This is a genomic window from Sphingomonas sp. 22176, assembly GCF_052045505.1.
In the GTDB taxonomy this organism is placed as follows: domain Bacteria; phylum Pseudomonadota; class Alphaproteobacteria; order Sphingomonadales; family Sphingomonadaceae; genus Sphingomonas.
The window spans coordinates 1,527,516-1,544,570 of sequence record NZ_JBQEPL010000001.1; the positions used below are offsets into that span (position 1 = coordinate 1,527,516).

General features: G+C 67.2%; 16 protein-coding genes. 7 read left to right on the top strand and 9 right to left on the bottom strand.

The window, feature by feature from the left end:
• Nucleotides 1-70: 70 nt before the first annotated feature.
• The 9 genes from ACTJKY_RS07415 to ACTJKY_RS07455 all read right to left on the bottom strand — a co-directional run bounded on the left by ACTJKY_RS07415 (nucleotide 71) and on the right by ACTJKY_RS07455 (nucleotide 10,828).
• On the bottom strand, nucleotides 71-2,719 hold the full coding sequence (locus tag ACTJKY_RS07415) for a TonB-dependent receptor (protein ID WP_440845102.1): 2,649 nt from the start codon (nucleotides 2,717-2,719) through the stop codon (nucleotides 71-73).
• A 444-nt stretch (nucleotides 2,720-3,163) separates the two neighbouring features.
• Nucleotides 3,164-3,712 carry a hypothetical protein gene (locus ACTJKY_RS07420; RefSeq protein WP_440845104.1) on the bottom strand — a complete coding sequence of 183 codons (549 nt, stop codon included), beginning with the start codon at nucleotides 3,710-3,712 and terminating at the stop codon, nucleotides 3,164-3,166.
• Between the two features lie 59 nt (nucleotides 3,713-3,771).
• On the bottom strand, nucleotides 3,772-4,764 hold the full coding sequence (locus ACTJKY_RS07425; protein WP_440845247.1) for a type II secretion system F family protein: 993 nt from the start codon (nucleotides 4,762-4,764) through the stop codon (nucleotides 3,772-3,774).
• A 5-nt stretch (nucleotides 4,765-4,769) separates the two neighbouring features.
• Nucleotides 4,770-5,750: a type II secretion system F family protein gene (locus tag ACTJKY_RS07430; RefSeq protein WP_440845106.1), complete on the bottom strand. Its 981-nt coding sequence runs from the start codon at nucleotides 5,748-5,750 to the stop codon at nucleotides 4,770-4,772.
• 7 nt (nucleotides 5,751-5,757) lie between these two features.
• Entirely contained in the window at nucleotides 5,758-7,032 is a 1,275-nt protein-coding gene (locus ACTJKY_RS07435) for an AAA family ATPase (RefSeq protein ID WP_440845108.1), read from the bottom strand.
• Nucleotides 7,029-7,658 carry a CpaD family pilus assembly lipoprotein gene (locus tag ACTJKY_RS07440; RefSeq protein ID WP_440845109.1) on the bottom strand — a complete coding sequence of 210 codons (630 nt, stop codon included), beginning with the start codon at nucleotides 7,656-7,658 and terminating at the stop codon, nucleotides 7,029-7,031. The genes ACTJKY_RS07435 and ACTJKY_RS07440 overlap by 4 nt, the downstream gene beginning before the upstream one ends.
• Before the next feature lie 26 nt (nucleotides 7,659-7,684).
• Nucleotides 7,685-9,265, bottom strand: coding sequence for a type II and III secretion system protein family protein (locus ACTJKY_RS07445; protein WP_440845110.1), 1,581 nt, complete (start codon nucleotides 9,263-9,265; stop codon nucleotides 7,685-7,687).
• Between the two features lies 1 nt (nucleotide 9,266).
• The gene (gene cpaB / locus ACTJKY_RS07450; RefSeq protein WP_440845111.1) at nucleotides 9,267-10,298 is read right to left on the bottom strand and encodes a Flp pilus assembly protein CpaB; all 1,032 of its coding nucleotides are present in this window, start codon (nucleotides 10,296-10,298) and stop codon (nucleotides 9,267-9,269) included.
• 56 nt (nucleotides 10,299-10,354) lie between these two features.
• A complete protein-coding gene (locus ACTJKY_RS07455; RefSeq protein ID WP_440845112.1) occupies nucleotides 10,355-10,828 on the bottom strand; it encodes an A24 family peptidase in 474 nt (157 codons plus the stop codon).
• A gap of 48 nt (nucleotides 10,829-10,876) precedes the next feature.
• Here ACTJKY_RS07455 and ACTJKY_RS07460 point away from each other — a divergent pair, with 48 nt between their 5' ends.
• The 7 genes from ACTJKY_RS07460 to ACTJKY_RS07490 all read left to right on the top strand — a co-directional run bounded on the left by ACTJKY_RS07460 (nucleotide 10,877) and on the right by ACTJKY_RS07490 (nucleotide 16,919).
• Nucleotides 10,877-11,815 (top strand): alpha/beta fold hydrolase, encoded by a 939-nt coding sequence (locus tag ACTJKY_RS07460; RefSeq protein WP_440845113.1) that lies wholly within the window; start codon nucleotides 10,877-10,879, stop codon nucleotides 11,813-11,815.
• Nucleotides 11,812-12,885 (top strand): NAD(P)/FAD-dependent oxidoreductase, encoded by a 1,074-nt coding sequence (locus ACTJKY_RS07465; RefSeq protein ID WP_440845114.1) that lies wholly within the window; start codon nucleotides 11,812-11,814, stop codon nucleotides 12,883-12,885. The genes ACTJKY_RS07460 and ACTJKY_RS07465 overlap by 4 nt, the downstream gene beginning before the upstream one ends.
• 54 nt (nucleotides 12,886-12,939) lie before the next feature.
• Nucleotides 12,940-13,710 carry a FadR/GntR family transcriptional regulator gene (locus ACTJKY_RS07470; protein WP_440845116.1) on the top strand — a complete coding sequence of 257 codons (771 nt, stop codon included), beginning with the start codon at nucleotides 12,940-12,942 and terminating at the stop codon, nucleotides 13,708-13,710.
• A gap of 106 nt (nucleotides 13,711-13,816) precedes the next feature.
• Nucleotides 13,817-14,227 carry an acyl-CoA thioesterase gene (locus ACTJKY_RS07475; protein ID WP_302847347.1) on the top strand — a complete coding sequence of 137 codons (411 nt, stop codon included), beginning with the start codon at nucleotides 13,817-13,819 and terminating at the stop codon, nucleotides 14,225-14,227.
• A gap of 31 nt (nucleotides 14,228-14,258) precedes the next feature.
• Nucleotides 14,259-14,936, top strand: coding sequence for a ferritin-like domain-containing protein (locus ACTJKY_RS07480; protein WP_440845117.1), 678 nt, complete (start codon nucleotides 14,259-14,261; stop codon nucleotides 14,934-14,936).
• Nucleotides 14,937-15,000: 64 nt separating this feature from the next.
• On the top strand, nucleotides 15,001-15,963 hold the full coding sequence (locus tag ACTJKY_RS07485; protein ID WP_440845118.1) for a bile acid:sodium symporter family protein: 963 nt from the start codon (nucleotides 15,001-15,003) through the stop codon (nucleotides 15,961-15,963).
• Entirely contained in the window at nucleotides 15,963-16,919 is a 957-nt protein-coding gene (locus ACTJKY_RS07490) for an NAD-dependent epimerase/dehydratase family protein (protein ID WP_440845248.1), read from the top strand. The genes ACTJKY_RS07485 and ACTJKY_RS07490 overlap by 1 nt, the downstream gene beginning before the upstream one ends.
• The last annotated feature ends 136 nt before the right edge of the window (nucleotides 16,920-17,055 follow it).

Genomic DNA, 17,055 nt, shown 5'->3' on the forward strand with positions numbered 1-17,055 from the left:
GCCCCAAACGAGAAACGCCCCCTTCCTTGCGGAAGAGGGGCGCTTCCGGGGATAGCCCGGTGTCCGTCGGTCAGAACTTGGTCGTGGCCGACAGATAAAAGGTGCGACCGGTGCGGCTGGCCATCTGGAAGGTGTCCGCGGTGGTCTGGTAGGCGTCTTCGTGGGTGTTGTTCAGGTTGATGATGCCGCCCGTGAAGCTCAGCCACTTGTTCGGCGTGAAGCCCAGCGCCAGGTCCATCTGGGTGCGCGCGCGCACCGTGTGGATCTCGCCGCCGTTGACGAAGAAGCTGCTGGCGGCGTCCTGCTTGTACGAGCTGCGGTGGTTGACCGAGAAGCGCACGCTGAACATCTCGTTTTCCCAATAGGGCGTGATGTTGGCGGTGAACTTCGACAGATCGCGTAGGTTGAAGCCGGTGCCCAGCGCGCTGGCATCGGTATCGACCAGCGTGATGTTGCCCGTCGCGCCGAAGCCCTTGATCGGCAGGATGCCGTCGAAGTTCTCGGAAGCGGCGAATTCCACACCCTTGATGTTGATGGTGCGGTTGTCGTTCAGCACGCGGCTGAAGCTGTAGTCGCTCTTCAGGTCCGCCGACTGGCAGTCCGTGGTGACGCCGTTCAGCGCCACGCCGTTGTACGAGGTCGGGCAGTAGAACTGGGTGAAGGTGCCGTTCTTCACCGCCTTGTAGAAGCCGGCAACGCTGATCGAGTTGCCGCGGCCATGGTAGAATTCCAGGCTGATGTCGAGCTGGTTCGCGGTCAGCGGCTTGAGGCGCGATTCGCCTGCGGCAACGCTGGTGAAGGCACGCTTCTGCTGCGAGATGCCGGTGCTGATCGTGTCCGCCATCTGCGTCTGGCTGTTGAGCAGCGGCCGCACCAGCACCTTGGCCGCGGCGAAGCGGGCAACCAGTTTCGGCGTCAGGTCGAGGGCGAAGCTCGCGCTCGGCAGGACGTTGCCGTAGTCCTGGATGATGTGCTGCTGGCCGAGCAGTGCGGCATCGCTGCCGGTGCCGTCGGTCAGGCTGGCGGTGACGTTCTGGTGGGTATGCTCGTAGCGCACGCCCAGGTTGCCGCGCAGCGTCATGCCGCCCACGGTCGTGTCGACATTGGCCATCGCATAGACCGCGGGGACGTAGCGATCGACGCGATAGGTGCTGGGCCAGTCGGGCACGTCGGGCACGGTGATGCCCTTCGATGCGAGCAGGCTCTGCCACACGTCTGCATTGGTAGACAGGAACGCATGCGGGATCGACATCGCGCCGTCGAGGAAGTTGGTCACCAGCTGGCCGGTGGTGCCGAGGTTCGGGATGTAGTTGAACTCGGGATACTTCACCGGATCGGTAACGTCGCCGTCACGATCGTGGCGGTAGGCGTTGGTGGCGAAGCTTTCGTGGTGGAATTTGGCGCCGAGCACCAGCGACTGGAGGCCGTGCCAGCCCAGATCCTTGGTCACGTCGACCTGCGCGGCCTTGTCCTTAGCGGTCTGGATATGCGTCGCGCCATCGACAAACGCGAACCAGGTGCGGTTGGCGTTGTTCCACACCGAGCCATCGGTGAGGCTCTGCGTTGTCCACTTGATGTTGTTCGGGTTCGAGATGTCCAGCGTGCCGCCCTGGGCGAACTTGACCTCGTCGATCGACGCCCATTCATACAGCGCCGCGTCACCCTTGGTGTAGTGCGCGACGGCGTGCACCTTCCAGGTGTCGCCCGGCTGCCAGTTGATCGTGCCGGTATAGGCCTGGGTCTTCAGGTTGCGCAGTTCGGGCTGGGTGTTGTTGTCGACGTTAAAGTTGCTGATGCTGATGTTGTTGGCGATGCCGTTCGCCTTGCCGTTCACCGTCACCGCGCTCGAATCCCAGCGGCCGAACACATATTGGCGCGTAGTGTAGCGGGTGTGGTCGCGCGAATATTCGCCCTGGAGCAGCGCCTCGAAATTGTCGCTCGGCTTCCACTGGATCGCGCCGCTGGCCATCAGCTGCTCGGTATCGCGATCGATGCGGCGGTAGCGGAAATTGCCCGGCACCCGCACATCGGGATCGATCACCCCGGCATTGTACCAGTTCTTGATGAAGACGTAATCGCCACGATCCTTCAGCTTCTGGTAGCTGACGTTCGCCATCACGCCGAGCGTGCCGCCGGCGAAGCTGTCGATATAGGCGCCGCTGACCTTGGGCGTGACTTCCTTGCCGCGATATTCGGAGTTGTAGCCCTTCACGCCGACGATGAAGCGTGGGCCCTTATAGGCAAGTGGCTTGACCGTATCGATGTTGACGGTGCCCGACAGACCGCCGGTGTCCATGTCCGCGGTGGGCGACTTCACCACCTGGATCGCGCTGGCGAGATCGGTCTGGATGATGTCGTAGCGGAAGCCGTCCTTGAAGTCGGCGCTGGCGAAGGTCTGGCCGTTGATCGTGGTGCGGGCGTACTGCGCACCGAGGCCACGGATGCTGATCGTCGAGCCGCGGCCGTTGATATTGGACATCTGGACGCCGGCGATGCGCTGGATTGCCTCGGTGATGTTCTGCGCCGGGAACTTGCCGATATCCTCGGCCGAGATGCCGTCGGTGATGCGGATGTCCTTGCGCTTCGCGTCGAGCGCGGAGGCGAGGCTGGAGCGGAAGCCGGTAACGACGATGTCGCCGCCGGTATCGTCCTGGCCCTGGGCGGCGGGCGCGGTATCGGTCTGGGCGAAGGCGGGATCGCCGAGCGCCAACGCTGCCACACAACCTGCGGAAAGCAATACCAACTTGGTACCGGAAAAGGCGCGACGCGCCTCGGTCGTCGAAGGACTCAACATCAAACCACCCCTCATCTGAACTGGCGAACCCTGCTGCGGTGCTCTGTTTTTCAATCCCGAGCTTGCTGCTCGTGGTCCGATAAATGTCCTAGAGGCCTGACCAGTTGTCAAGCCAGTCGCCGACACAAGCATGACCTATTTGAGACGTTATGTTGAAAGGTAGGGCATCGGTCCTGGTTTTTGAGCCGATTTTATTGGTGCCCGCCTCTTTTCATTCTTGCAAAGCGGCGGTGCTAAAGGACGGAAAAGCAGGCATTATCGCGCCGCTCCGCCAATCTCGCAGCAGGGCCCTAACGCCCAGAAGGCGCGCAAAAATAAACGCCCGAGCGTGGCGCCCGGGCGACAGTCAATTTTTATTGTAAGACAAGTTCAGGCGGGGTGGCCGAACCTGCGGGCATGTTCGTCGGTCTCGCCGGCCCGCAGCAAGGCGGCCTGTTCGCGCCAGCGCTCGTCGACGATGGTGCCCTGGGGCAGACCGAGTCGCTCTTCCAGCGGCAGCTCGTCGCCGCGGGGCAGTTCCTCGATGTCGCGGAAATGCTGGATGCCGAGCTGGTTGAGCTGGCGCTCGCGATGGTCGTCGATGCCGTGAATGCGGGCGAGCACGTCGGTGCCGCCGTAGAACCAGCTGCGCACGGCGGAGTCGCGTTTGGTGGGTGTGGGGTCCGCGAGCGGAACGGCGGGGCGGCTGTCCGCGATGGTGCGCTCCAGGCGCGAATTGGCCGCTTCCAGATCCCGAGTGCGGGTGTTGGCGGTGGCGAGTTCGTCGCGCAATGCCTGGTGGGCATCGCGTTCGGCCTCATAGCGTTCGCGCCAGCGGCGTCCGCTGCTGCTGCTCGCCAGCCCCAGTAGCCAGCCCGCGACCAGCGCGAGCGCGAGCCCGATGAACTGCAAGGGGGTGGTATAGGGCAGGTCGGTCATCAGTCGGGCTCCCGGCAACCCGCCAATAACCTGTCATTCGGCGTTCGGTTCCGTAAGCGTCAATGCATCAGCGAGTCGTTGATCGAACATGCGGCGGGCCCGAGAATGACGATGAACAGTACCGGCAGAATGAAGAGGATCAATGGAACGGTCATGATCGCCGGTAGCCGCGCGGCTTTTTCTTCGGCGCGCATCATGCGCTCGTTCCGAAATTCTGCGGAAAGCACGCGGAGCGCAGACGCGAGCGGCGTGCCATATTTCTCGGTCTGGATCATCGTGGTGACGACCCCGCGGATGGCCTCCAGATTGATGCGCATTGCCATGTTTTCGAACGCGGAGCGACGATCGGTAAGGAAGCCGAGCTCGATCGCGGTCAGCGAGAATTCCTCGCCCAGTTCCGGATAGGCGCGGCCAAGCTCCTTGGCGACACGACCGAAAGCGGCGTCGACGGTCAGGCCGGCCTCGGCGCAGATCACCAGCAGGTCGAGTGCATCGGGCAGACCCTTGCGGATCGCGTCGGTGCGCTTCTGGATGCGATTCTTGAGGTAGAGATCGGGCGCCTTGTAGCTGAGCACGAAACTGCCGGCGACCAGGCCATAGGCCTTGAGCGGGCTCCAGTCGGCGAACATGTCGGTGCCGTACACGAAATAGAGCATCGGCCCGCCGAACAGGATCGGCAGCACCAGCCGGCCGAGGATCACCCCCACGGCCCATTCCCGCCTGCGGATGCCGGCCTGGAGCAGCTTGACCTGCGCTACCTTGACCTGCTCGTCCTGCAGCACCTTGAGCGAGCTGAGGAAGCTGCGGATTCGATCGGTGGTGTCGCTGCGCTGGACCAGCTTGGCGCGGCGCTTGGAGGGCGTGGTGACGATGCCGGCCTTCAGCTGCTCGCGGCGTTCGTTGAGCATCTTCACCCGGCGCGCCATCGGGTTGCGTACGGTGGTGGCGGCATAGATGGCGACGAGCACCGCGACGGCGGCAACCGCCGACAGGATCGTCGCGACCCAGAGAACGTCGATGCCGAGCAGGGTGGGGCCTTGGCTGGGTTCCATCGCCATCAGATCTCGAAATTGACCATTTTGGCCATGATGAAGGCGCCCAGCGCCATCCAGATCAGCCCGCCGCCGCCGGTCACGATCAGCCGCTGATCGGTGAAGAAGTGCATCATATATTCGTTGTTGATCGACCATATCAGCCCGAACACGATGAAGGGCAGCGCGCCGACGATGATCGCCGAGGCCTTCGCTTCGGACGACATCGCCTTGATCTTCAGCTTCATCTGCGCGCGCTTGCGCAGCACCTCGGACAGGTTGCTCAGCGTCTCGGCCAGGTTGCCGCCGGTCTCGCGCTGGATCTGGATGGTGATGGTGAAGAACTGGAACTCCGGCGTGCCGAGCCGGTCGGCGGTTTCCTGCAGCGCCGAGTCCAGCGTGCGGCCGATCTTCATCTTGTCGCTGATCGCGCGGAATTCCTCGCCCACCGGCCCGGGCATCTCGAAGCCGACCACGCCGATCGTCTCGGTGATCGGCAGGCCCGAGCGCAGGCCGCGCACCAGCAGGTCGATCGCATCGGGGAAGGTGGTGGTGAACTTGGCGACGCGGCGCTTGATCAGGAAGCCGACGACGAAGTGGGGGAGACCGAGCCCGACGAACAGCCCGAACCCGATCGAGAGCAGCAGCGGCGCGCCCTTGAGGAACAGCAGCAGCGCCACCGTCACCGCAAGCCCCAGCGTGGCGAGACCGTATTGGCCGAGCGTCCAGCTCTTGCCGGTCATCGCCAGCCGCTTTTCGAGCTGCTCCTGGTTGGGCAGCAGCCGCGCGAAGGTGAGGTCGACGCCGCTCGCCTGCGTCGTCGAGATGCGGCGGAGCTGCGCTTCCATCGCATTGGCGCCGGTGGCGCTCACCATGTGCCGGTCGCGCAGCGAGGTCAGCCGCCGCGCGCTCGCCCGCTGCGCCGAGGGGCCGGACAGCGCCAGCACCAGCAGCACCAGCACCGCGGCGGCACCCAGGCCCAGCATCAGGAGCGGCAGCAGCGGCATCGGCGGCTTACTTCTTCTTGCTCGCCATCAGCGCCTTGAGGTCGCCGAGCTTGCTGAGCAGCGAGCCGCCCTTGGCCGCTTGCTTGCGCTCGCCTTCGGCGCCGGCATCGGTAATCTCGAGGATGCGGCCGGCGAGCTCGCCGATCGGGGCCATGGCGCGATTGCTGCGGCCCACCTCTGCCATCGGCTTGCCGAGCTTGGCGGCCTGGGCGGCGAGCTTGGGTTCGAACGGCACGACGAAATCGATCGGACGCTCGATCGAGCCTTCGAATTCCTTGCGGCTGATCTCGAGCAGCGCAGGCTGCGGCATCTTGTTGGCGAGGAGGAAGATCTGGGTCTGCGGCGCGTTCGACTTGAACCAGCTGAGGATGCGGATCGTATCGCGGGCGGCGGCCAAGGTCAGCTCGGTCACCAGCACCGCCACCTGCATGTCGGCGATCAGATGCGGGTGCTGCACCAGCATCTGCCGCGGCAGATCGGTGATGGTGCATTCGAACGCGCCGCGAATCTCTTCCTGCAGCTGGTAGAAGGCGGCGCCGTCGCCGGTCATCGGCGCGTTGATCGGCGCCTCGGCGGAGAGCACCGCGAGCCGTTCGGAGGCGCGGACCATCGCGCGTTCGATGAACAGCCCGTCGATGCGGCTGGGATTCTCGATCGCATCGGTCAGGCCGCGGCCGGGCTCCAGGTCGAGCGCCAGTGCGCCGGTGCCGAAATGGACGTCGAGGTCGAGCAGCGCGGTGGTGCGGCCCTGCCGTTCGCCCATCAGCCAGGCGATCGAGGTCGCAATGCTGGTCGCGCCGCAGCCGCCGCGGGTGCCGATCACCGCGGTGGCGGAGTGCGGCCGGCCGGCGCTCGCATCGCTCTGCTTGGGCGCCGCCAGCGCGGTCTGCGCCTGGAGGAAGGCGTCGCGCAGCATGTCCGGGTTGATGGGTTTGAGCAGATAATCGTGGATGCCGCTGGCGATCAGGTCGCGGTACAGCCGCACGTCGTTCACCGCGCCGGCGGTGAGCACGATCGTGCCCGGCTCGCACACTTCGGCGAGCGCGTTTATGTCGTTGAGCGGGTCGCCCGATTCGGACAGGTCGACGAACAGCACGTGCGGGCTGGCGGAGACGGCCAGCGTCTGCACCGCATTGCGCAGCCCGCCCTTGTTGACCTTCTCCGGCGACCATCCGAGCTCGACGGCGATCGGGCGCATGAGCTCTGCCGTGGCCTCGTCGCAGACAAAGGCGGTAAACGGATCGCGGCTCGTCGCGCGGCCTGGGTTGAAAGGCGCGTTCACTTCGGGGCCCCGCTCGATTCCGCCTTCACCGTCGCACCGCCGCCGCCGCTGGGCGCGGCCGCGCGATAGGCGCCGATCGCCTTGCTGACGGTCATCGGATCGGCGGTGGGCGCGCCGGGGGCGCCGCGGACCAGATCGGCCGGATCCGCGACCATCGCAGCGAGATTGGAGGCGGTCGCGCAGCCGAAGTTCGAGCTGGTGCTGGCATCCGCGGTCGCGGCGCTCCAGTGGCGATAGTCGGGGCAGCCCGGCACCGCGGCACTGGTGCGGGTGATCACCACGCGGACCGTGCCCGGCGAATCCGGTCGGCCGGTGGCGGGGGCGCGGTCGGCGAGCAACAGGCCGTAGCGCCCGGCGGCGGCGGCGATGTCGCTGCGGCCGGTGCTGCCGTCCGCGCCGTCGTCGATCGCGATGCGGTCGCCATAGCGCAGGTTCATCGCGCCCATCCATTCGGCGAGGCGGCGGTCTTCGCCGGGGGCGAGCCGGCCGCCGTCTGCCTGGAGGTCGAGGGTCAGATCCTGGCGGCTGACGATCGGCTGATGGACCGAATCAAGGCTGCCATTATAGCCCGCGCAACCGGCGAGCAGCAGCCCAGGGGCGAGCAAAGCGAGAGCGGGACGCGGCAACAAGGCGGTTCTCCTCGGCGGGCGCATCACAGGCCGAAGCCCGGCGCAGCGGCGGCGTTCTTGGATTTGCGGGACGCACTGGCGGGCGCGACCGGGGCGGGAGTGAGCGCACCGGTGGCAGGTGCAGCGCTTGGCGGCGCCATGCTCGGCATCGGCCGTTCGCCGCCCGACGTGCCCTCGGCCAGCGAGCCCATGAAGATGCGGTCGAAATCGTTCGGCGCCTTGTAGCCGTCGGTCGGCAGGCGGATCTGGTTCGCGTTGACCGGGCGGACGAGGTACGGCGTGATCACGATCACCAGCTCGGTCTCGTTGCGCTGGAAGGCGTTGGAGCGGAACAGCGCACCCAGTATCGGCATGTCGCCGAGGCCCGGCGTTTTGGTGATCGAGTTGTTGTGGCTGTTCTGGAGCAGCCCGCCGATCACCATGCTCTCGCCCGAACCCATCTCCACCGTCGTTTCGCTGCGGCGGGTGGTGAGCGCGGGGATGGTGGTGTTGGCCAGCGTAACTGCGCCCGAGGAGGAGAGCTGCGACACTTCGGGGCGGACGTGGAGCGAGATGCGCCCGTCCGCCAGCACCGTCGGCGTGAAGGCGAGGCTGACGCCGTATTGCTTATATTCCACCGTCGTCGTGCCGAGCGCCTGCGCGATCGGGATCGGGATCTCGCCGCCCGCCAGGAAGTTCGCGGTCTCGCCCGACAGCGCGACGAGGCTGGGCGAGGCGAGGGTGGAGACCTGGCCGATCGTCTCGCCGAAATCGAGGCTGGCGAGCAGATCGGTGCCGAGGAAGCGGCCGGCCGCGCCAAGCATGGTGTTGCCGGTGCTGGGCGCGGGGAAGGTGAAGATGTTGGCGCCCGGTGGGGCCCCGGTTGCCGGGTCCACTGTCGTGCCGGTATTGGTGGTGATCGTGCCAGCCTTGCCCTGGCTGATGCCGAACAGGAAGCTGCCGCGGTCGCGGTTGGTCAGGTTGACGTTGAGGTTCTTGACGAAGCTGCGGCTCACTTCGGCGAAGCGGACCTGCAACTGCACCTGCAGCGGCGTCGCGGTGCGCAGCCGGTTGACCACGCCGATCTTGAGCGACGCATTGGCGTCGTCGAGCTTCACGCCCGGATTGAGCAGGCCGGTGACCAGCCGCTGCGCCTGCTCGCTATCCTGCGGCGAGCGAACGGTGCCGTTGAGCACGGCGATCTGGCCGACGGTGGTGACGGTGATGTCCGCATCGGGCATCGCCGCCCTCATCATCGCATCGATGCTGCTGATGTTCTGGCTGACGCGGATGTTCGCCGAATAGACCACCGCTCCGGCCGCATTGGTGGCGAACACCGTCGCCTCGCCGAACGCCTTGCCATAGAGATGGATCTGCCGCGCGCTCGCGACATAGACGTCGGCGACCCCGGGGTTCGAGGTCCAGACATTGGCGGCGGCGGCGGGTAGCGTGACCAACTCGCCTTCACCGATCGACAGCACCACATCCCGCGTGGGGCGCTGGCTGCCGGCGGGCAGCTGCGCCATCCGGGCGACCGGCTTGGCGGCACGGTTCTGCGCCAGCGCAGGCTGGCCGGCGAACAGGACCGCGACGGTCGCGGCGCAAAGGGGGAAGGAACGCCGCATCTCAGTTCTTTCCGCTAACGGGGACAAGGCTGGCATCGCTGCCGCGCACGACGCGTACCACCGGCCCGACCGATGGTACCGCGACCGGCGCGCCCGGGGTGGTGGGTGCGGGCGCGGCCATGCCGCCCGAGGGGCCTTGCGTGGCCGGCACGGTGCGGCGCTGGAAGCGCGACACGTCGGCGCCGGTGACATAGGAATCGCCATCGTCCTGCGGCCGGCTGGTCGCGCGGGCGAGGAACGCCTTTTCCTTCTTGGGATCGTCGGGCACGTTCACCGCGCCGCTGGCGATCGCCTCGTCGAGATCGGTCTGCGTGTCGGCGAGCGAGCGCAGCGACAGCGACAACGTGCCGACGGTCTGCGCCACGGCGATCTTCTCGGCGATCTTGGGCGTCGCCTCGACGGTGACAGTCGAATAGGCGGTGACCACGGTCTTGCCCTTGTCGTCGGTCTGCTTGTCGGTGCGCTGGTCGGTGGCGAGCACGCGCAGGTTGCGCAGGACGGTTTCGGAGGCGCGCAGCGGCGGGCCGTCGCCGCTCACCGTCTGGGTGAGGATCAGGTCGATATGGTCGCCCGGGAAGACGAATCCGGCAACCGCGCTCTGGGCGGAGACGGGGACGGTGACGGCGCGCATGCCGGGGCCGAGGGCTGCGGCGAGGAAGCCGCGATCGCCGGGCTTGACCAGCGCGCCCTGCGTGACCGGCTGGCCGGCGGGCACCGCGAAGCGGACGACGGCGCCCTGCAGCTTGGCGGGCTCGCTCTGGCCGCGGACATAATAGGCACCCTCGACGAGGTCCTTGGGCCAGGGGCGGAATTCCAGCGCAGTGGCATCGAGGATCGTGCCCACCGGCAGCGCGCGCTTGGCGACCAGCACTTCGGTGGTGTTGACCGGCGCGGCAGCGGCTGCAGGCGCTCCCGGCGCCATCGCCCCGGCAGCGGGTGCGGCGGAGCCGAGCACCAGCGTGCGCGCCATGAACGCGGTGATGCCGGCGACCAGCAACGCGCCGACGAGCAGCAATAGCCTACGTGCGTCCATGTTGAACTACGCCTTTTCGTATTCTTTGGCCGACCCGGTTGTGGCGGCGTTAAGCATCACCCAATCCGGTTAAGAATCGGTTCGTAGAGGACAATCCCGGCGCCCAGCGTGATCGCCACGCCGTACGGCACCTCGATCGCGCCGATGCTGCGACGGCGGAATCTCTGGTACAGCAGCATCGCCAGGGTCAGCGCGCCGCCGAGCAGCGACATCAGGACGAGCATCCGCAGCAGCGGCACCAGCGGCAGCCACAGCGCGAGCGCACCGATCAGCTTGACGTCGCCGCCGCCCATCGCGCCCGCGGCGAACACGCCGATGAACAGCGCGAAGACGATCGCGGCGCATCCGATCTGGACGACGATGTCCGGCCAGAACGCCATGCCGCTCGCCCACCACCAGAGCGGCGCGGCGAGCGCGATGGCGGCGTTCTTGGCGTTGGCGATGGTGCGGAAGCGCACGTCCTCCACCCCTGCGGAGAGCAGGAGCAGCGCCAGCGCGCCGAGCAGACAGGCCTGGATGATCGCCCCCATGGCCCAAATGGGTAGACGGACCGGCTTACGAAACCGTAACCACGGCGCATGGCAGTTTCCCGGAATGTGGCGCGTACAATACCCGAAGGTGCGGTGGTGGATCGCTGGCAAGCCCCCGATGGCTGGTCGCTCCGCCGCTTCCACTGGCCGGCCGAGGGCACCCCGCGCGGCAGCATCCTGTTCCAGACCGGCCGCGGCGATGTGTTCGAGAAGTATCTGGAAAGCTTCGCGCATTGGCACGGGCAGGGCTGGACGATCACCGCCTTCGACTGGCGCGGGCAGGGCGGATCGGGGCGACTGACCCCCAAGGCTGATTGCGGCCATATCGACGATTTCGCGACCTATATCGACGATCTCCGCGCCTTCGCGGGGCAGTGGCAAGCGGAGACGCCGGGGCCGCATGCGGTGATGGGCCATTCCATGGGCGGGCATCTCGTGCTGCGCGGGGTGGCCGAGGGCGCCATCGCGCCCGACGCCGCGGTGCTGGTGGCGCCGATGCTGGGGGTGCGCAGTGCCTTGGGCAAGCTGGCGCCGCCGCTTGCGCGGGTGCTGGCACGGCTCGGCGATCCGCGGCGGCCGGCGTGGAAGGGCAACGAGAAGCCCTATACCACCGAGACCCGCGCGAACCTGCTCACCCACGACCCCGCCCGTTATGCCGACGAGCTCTGGTGGCAGGCGAAGGATCGCACGCTGCTGACCGGCGCGCCGAGCTGGCAATGGCTGGTCGCAGCGTTCCGCTCGATGGCGGCGCTGGAGGCTGCGCCGCTGGAGTCGGTGCGCACGCCCCTGCTGTTCGTCATCGCCGAGGCGGACGGGCTGGTCGACGCCCGCGCGGCGCTGCGGATCGCGCCGCGGCTGCCGGATGCCGAGCTGCTGCGCTTCGGGCGGGAAAGCGCACATGAGATCCTGCGCGAAGCCGATACGGTGCGCGACCGCGCGCTGGCGACGATCGATGGCTTTCTCGATGCGCGGGCGCCGCGCCGATGACCAAGTTCGACGTCGCGATCGTTGGGGCAGGCATTGCGGGCGCGAGCCTCGCCGCCGAACTCGCCCCCCACGCGCGGGTGCTGCTGCTCGAAGCGGAGGAGCGGCCCGGCTATCACGCGACCGGGCGCTCTGCTGCCTTCTGGTCCGAAACCTATGGCGGGCCGGATATCCAGCCGCTCACCACCGCCTCGGGGGCGATGCTGCGCGAGGGCGGCTTCCTCGATCCACTCGGCGAACTCCATCTGGCGCAGGCCGGCGGCCAGGAGCGAGTCGATGCCTTCCTCGCGTCGTTCGAGGGCAGCGGCGTGGCGCTCCATGCGGTCGATCCGCGCAGCATCGTGTCCGGCCTGCGCGACGACTGGGCGCTCGGCGTCCATGAACCGGGCTGCGCATATATCGACGTGGCCGCGCTGCATCAGCATTTTCTGTCGCGCGCAAGGGCGGCGGGGGCGGTGCTGCACTGCTCAGCCGGGCTGACCGGTGCGGCACGCGAGGGCAACGCCTGGCGGCTGGAGACGCAAGCCGGAGCCTTCGCCGCCGATCTGCTGGTCAACGCCGCCGGCGCCTGGGCGGACGAAGTCGCCGCGCTGGCAGGCGCGGCACCGATCGGCATCCGCGCCTATCGCCGGACCATGGTCCAGCTGCGCACCGATCCGGCGCCGCCCATGGGCTGCCCCCTGGTCAGCGATCTTGGCGGAAGTTTCTACTTCAAGCCCGAGGCGGGGGGGCGCCTGTGGCTGACGCCGCATGACGAAGTGGACAGCCCACCTTGCGATGCCGCGCCCGAGGAGATCGACATCGCGACGGCGATCCATCGCTTCGAGCAAGTGGTCGACTGGCGCGTCGCCGCGCTGGAGCATCGCTGGGCGGGCCTGCGCAGCTTTGCGCCCGATCGGCGGCCGGTCTATGGCTTCGATCCATCATTGCCCGGCCTGTTCTGGTGTGCGGGGCAGGGGGGCTTCGGCATCCAGACCGCGCCCGCGGCGAGCCGATTGGCCTGCCAGCTGCTGCTGGGCGAGATCCCCACGCTCGATCCAGAACGTTACTTGCCCGATCGTTTTCGGGATTGATTGGTAAGGCCAAAGGCTTTGCGAAAATCCATCGCTCGCCTATGAGAGTCGGTGATGAAACTGAACCGAACCAAGCTCTACCAGCGCGTGGCCGCGTCGATCGCCGACGGTATCGAAGGCGGGCGCTGGGCCCCCGGCACCCGCCTGCCGGGCGAACGTGACCTGGCGGAAGAGTATAAGGTCAGCCGTCCGACGATCCGCGAAGCGATGATCGCGCTGGAGATGAAGGGCTGGATCGAGGCGCGCCACGGCTCGGGCCTCTACGTCACCCATCGCGACAGCTCGGGCGGGCTGCGCGAGGATGCGCTCAACCTCGATATCGGCGCGTTCGACCTGACGGAGGCGCGGATCCTGTTCGAGGGCGAGGCGGCGGCGCTGGCGGCGGTGTCGATCACCGCCGAGCAGCTGGCCGAACTCGATCACATCGCGCAGGAAATGGCCGATCCCGCTACCGGCAACGCGACGTTGTTCGACGCCGATCACCGCTTCCATATCGCGGTGGCCAATGCGACGGGCAATGCGGCGATCCGCAGCGTGGTGGAATATCTGTGGGAGCTGCGCACCCGCTCGCCGCTCTGCGCCAACATGTTCGATCGCGCGCGCCGCAACGGCGTCAACCCGCGCTATGACGAGCATCGCCCGATCCTCGACGCGCTCCATGCCCGCGATCCGCACGGCGCCCGCGCGGCGATGCGCCGACACCTGCGCGGCGTGGTCGACGACCTGCTCGAGGCGACCGAGCTGGAGCTGCTCGAGCGCGCCCGCCACGAACTCGACGCGCGCCGCGACACGCTGGCGAAGCGGCTGGAAATCGGCCCGGCCTGACCGACTGCCGCTACGGCAAGCGCGTTCGGCGCACGCCGGTGCCCTTCGGAGGAATTTCCGCGTCTGCCGGGTCGCTTGTCGGGCACCTTTGGTCTATGATGCTCGGGTGAGCAACGCTGCGATTCCTTTCGAATTCCGGGTCGACGTCGAACAGGACGACATCGACTTCATGGGACATGTGAACAACGCGTCCTACCTGAAGTGGGTGCAGGCGGCGGTGGTGAGCCATTGGCAGGCGCTGGCGCCGGTCGAGGCGGTCGCCGAGCACCTCTGGGTCGCGCTCAAGCACGAGATTACCTATCGCCGCCCGGCCTTCCTGGAGGACGACGTCGTCGCGACCGTTCTGCTGGAAAAAGTGCAGGGCGCCCGCGCGTTCTACGAGACCATCATCCGCCGCGGGTCCGAGGTGCTGGCCGAGGTGAAATCCAGCTGGTGCTGCCTCGATGCCGAGACCAAGCGTCCCGCCCGGCTCGCCAAGGACGTGATCGACCATTTCTTCGTCAAAGGCGCCGATTGACGGAAACATGGCGGACGCATAGCGTCCGGCGATGTTGTCCGCGTTCCGCCGCCGCTATCTAGACCTGCTGGGGTCGATCTACATCTACAACGAGCATCGCGGCTATACGAGCATCGACCGGGTGCTCGAGGCGGTACGGGCGCGCGCCCCGCACGACCATGCGCTGATCGCCGCGGTCGAAAAGCACCGCGCCGACGAGCGCAAGCATTATCAGATGTTCAAGCGCTGGTTCGAGCTGCAGGGGCGGATGCCGCTTACGGTCGATCGCACCTGCGGGCATATCGATCGCTTCGTCGAGATCATGTTCCGTCGGCCCATCGATGCGCTCGATACACAGAAGCTGATCGAGGACGACGCCCAGTTCGAGAAGCTGTGCCGGGTGATCTCGCTCACCGAACAGCGCGGCCATCGCCAGGTCCACATCCTGCTCAACCATCCCGCGGTGCTGAGCGACAAGGTGCTGACCCGCATTTTCCGCATCATCGAGAAGGACGAGCCGAGCCACTGGGCGCCGTATGACGGCTGGCTGCGCGCGCATGGCAAGCGCGAGCCCCGTTGGTGGGAGCGGGCGGTCGACACCTTCATCCACTCCGAGCTGCTGTTCGTGAAGCTGCCCTTCCTGTTCCTCAACCCGTTCGTGCGGCGCCGCACCGACTGGGCGGATGCGGGCGAACGCTTGCATCCGGTGCAGGTGCCAGCGGCCGCCTGAGCGCTTGCGCCAGCGTGCAGGCGCGCGCATGGGGCGCGGCAGTTTCCATGGTGCGAGTACCCGCATGGCTGCCCTTCGTCGCTGGATCGATCCTTATCTGTTGATGCTGCTCGGCACGGTCGGCCTTGCCGCGCTGTTCCCCGCGCGGGGCATGTGGGCGAGCATCGCCGACGAAGCGGTGACGATCGCGGTGGCGCTGCTGTTCTTCCTTTACGGCGCGCGACTGGCGCCCGCGGCGATCTGGGCGGGGCTGACCAACTGGCGGCTGCAGCTGACCGTGTTCCTCAGCACCTTCCTGTTCTTCCCGATCCTCGGGCTGGGTGTTTATGCGGTTGCCGGGCATATGCTGCCGGGCGGGATCGCGCTGGGGCTGCTGTTCCTCTGCCTGCTGCCCTCCACCGTGCAGTCGTCGATCGCCTTCACGTCGATCGCGCGCGGCAATGTGCCCGCCGCCTTGTGCAGCGCATCGCTCTCCAATCTCATCGGCGTGATTATCACCCCGCTGCTCGTGGCGTTGCTATTGCCTAGCAACAGCGGTGCCGGATTCTCGCTCTCGCAGCTGGAGTCGATCGCGATGCAGATCCTGCTGCCCTTCGCGGCGGGGCAGGCGGCGCGGCCGCTGATCGGCGGCTTCATCCTCAAGCATCGCGTGCTCACCATGGTGGTCGATCGCGGCTCGATCCTGCTGGTCGTCTACACCGCGTTCAGCGAGGGCATGGTCGCGGGCGTGTGGGGCCGGGTGTCGCTCGCCGACCTGGCGCTGGTGCTGGCGTTTAACGCGGTACTGCTCGGTATCGTCATCGCGACGACGATGTTCGGCAGCCGCAAGCTCGGCTTCAGCAAGGAGGACGAGATCGCCATCGTCTTCTGCGGATCGAAGAAGAGCATGGCCAGCGGCATCCCGATGGCGACGATCCTGTTTCCCGGCGGGGCGGTGAGCCTGATCGTGCTGCCGCTGATGATCTTCCACCAACTCCAGCTGTTCGTCTGTGCGGTGCTGGCACGCAAATATGGAGCGCGCGAATGATGCGGATCCTGCTCACCGGATCATCGGGCTGGCTGGGGCGCTTCCTGGCGCCGATGTTGCGGGGGGCAGGGCATCAGGTCGTCGGGCTCGACGTTGCGCCCGGTACGGATACCGACGTGCTGGGTTCGGTCGCCGATCGCGCGCTGGTCGAGCAGGTCTTTGCCGAGCACGGCATCGAGGCGGTGATCCATGCCGGCGGGCTGCACAAGCCGGACATCGTGCGGTACCCGGCCCAGGTGTTCATCGACGTCAACGTCGCGGGCACGCTCAACCTGCTCGAATGCGCGGCGGCGGCGGGACACGACCGGTTCGTCTTTACCTCCACGACGTCGCTGATGATCAGCCAGGCGATCCGCGACGAGGCGGGTGGGTCGGCAGTGTGGCTCGACGAGGCGAGCGGCCCGATCGCGCCGCGCAACATCTACGGCGTCACCAAGCTCGCGGCCGAAGGGCTGTGCCGGATCGCCTGGGCAGAGCAGGGCCTCGCCACGATCGTGCTGCGCACCAGCCGTTTCTTCCCCGAGGACGACGACACCCACGCGACGCCTTCGGGCGAGAATCTCAAGGCCAACGAACTGCTCCACCGCCGACTGACGGTGGAGGACGCGGCGCGCGCGCATCTGGTGGCGCTGGAGCGCGCGCCGGCTATCGGCCATGGCGTGTTCGTGATCTCCGCGCCGACGCCCTTCGTCCGCGCCGATTGTGTCGCGCTCAAGCAGGATGCCGCTGCGGTCATCGCGCGCGCCTTCCCGCATGCCTCGGCGCTCTACGCGGCGCGCGGCTGGACGCCGCCCGCCACCATCGGCCGCGTCTATGATTCGAGCCTCGCCGAACGAGTGCTGGGCTTCCGCTGCGAGACCGACTTCGCCGCGGTGCTGGCGGCACTGCGCGAGGGCGCGCCGCTGCCCTTCGCGCACGACCCCGGCTACGTCTCGCCGAAGGAAGTGCGCGGCTGAACGCCCGCGAAGATGGCGCGCTGCTGGTCTGAGTTTTCGCCGCCACCCAAACGGGGCAACCCCATGTACACGGACTATTGACTTCGTCTCCGGCCAACAATAGCGTGCCTATGTTAACGTGAACATCGCTCGAAAG

Excerpts from the sequence above, each read along its gene's own strand:
- ACTJKY_RS07470 (WP_440845116.1), top strand. The coding sequence starts at position 12,940 with ATGAAACTGAACCGAACCAAGCTCTACCAGCGCGTGGCCGCGTCGATC.
- ACTJKY_RS07445 (WP_440845110.1), bottom strand. The coding sequence starts at position 9,265 with ATGCGGCGTTCCTTCCCCCTTTGCGCCGCGACCGTCGCGGTCCTGTTC.
- ACTJKY_RS07430 (WP_440845106.1), bottom strand. The coding sequence starts at position 5,750 with ATGCCGCTGCTGCCGCTCCTGATGCTGGGCCTGGGTGCCGCCGCGGTG.
- ACTJKY_RS07455 (WP_440845112.1), bottom strand. The coding sequence starts at position 10,828 with ATGGGGGCGATCATCCAGGCCTGTCTGCTCGGCGCGCTGGCGCTGCTC.
- ACTJKY_RS07480 (WP_440845117.1), top strand. The coding sequence starts at position 14,259 with ATGTTGTCCGCGTTCCGCCGCCGCTATCTAGACCTGCTGGGGTCGATC.
- ACTJKY_RS07485 (WP_440845118.1), top strand. The coding sequence starts at position 15,001 with ATGGCTGCCCTTCGTCGCTGGATCGATCCTTATCTGTTGATGCTGCTC.
- cpaB (WP_440845111.1), bottom strand. The coding sequence starts at position 10,298 with ATGGACGCACGTAGGCTATTGCTGCTCGTCGGCGCGTTGCTGGTCGCC.
- ACTJKY_RS07490 (WP_440845248.1), top strand. The coding sequence starts at position 15,963 with ATGCGGATCCTGCTCACCGGATCATCGGGCTGGCTGGGGCGCTTCCTG.
- ACTJKY_RS07460 (WP_440845113.1), top strand. The coding sequence starts at position 10,877 with ATGGCAGTTTCCCGGAATGTGGCGCGTACAATACCCGAAGGTGCGGTG.
- ACTJKY_RS07425 (WP_440845247.1), bottom strand. The coding sequence starts at position 4,764 with ATGGAACCCAGCCAAGGCCCCACCCTGCTCGGCATCGACGTTCTCTGG.
- ACTJKY_RS07465 (WP_440845114.1), top strand. The coding sequence starts at position 11,812 with ATGACCAAGTTCGACGTCGCGATCGTTGGGGCAGGCATTGCGGGCGCG.
- ACTJKY_RS07420 (WP_440845104.1), bottom strand. The coding sequence starts at position 3,712 with ATGACCGACCTGCCCTATACCACCCCCTTGCAGTTCATCGGGCTCGCG.